This window comes from Pantoea sp. SIMBA_079, from assembly GCF_046940275.1.
GTDB lineage: Bacteria > Pseudomonadota > Gammaproteobacteria > Enterobacterales > Enterobacteriaceae > Pantoea > Pantoea borealis.
On the sequence record NZ_JAWRYR010000663.1, the window covers coordinates 1 to 250 of the forward strand.

The 250-nt window shown below is 53.6% G+C and carries 1 protein-coding gene; it reads right to left on the reverse strand.

Going from position 1 to position 250, the window contains the following annotated elements; all coding sequences use genetic code 11:
* On the reverse strand, positions 1-250 hold a 250-nt coding region (locus SB719_RS21605), incomplete at both ends, for a helicase-related protein (protein WP_412159952.1).

Consider the following 250-nt stretch of genomic DNA (forward strand, 5'->3'; position numbering starts at 1 on the left):
GCCCGATTTAAAATCAGCCAGCGCACGAGTACGCGCACCTTGCGATTTATTGCCGTGGATCGCCGCACTACGGATGCCATCTTTATTGAGCTGTTCAGCCAGATGGTTAGCGCCGTGTTTGGTACGGGTAAACACCAGCACCTGCTGCCAGTTCCCTTTCCCAATCATGTGCGACAGCAATTCGCGTTTGCGTTTCTTATCGACAAAGTGAACGTGCTGGGTCACCTGATCAGACGCGGTATTGCGGCGT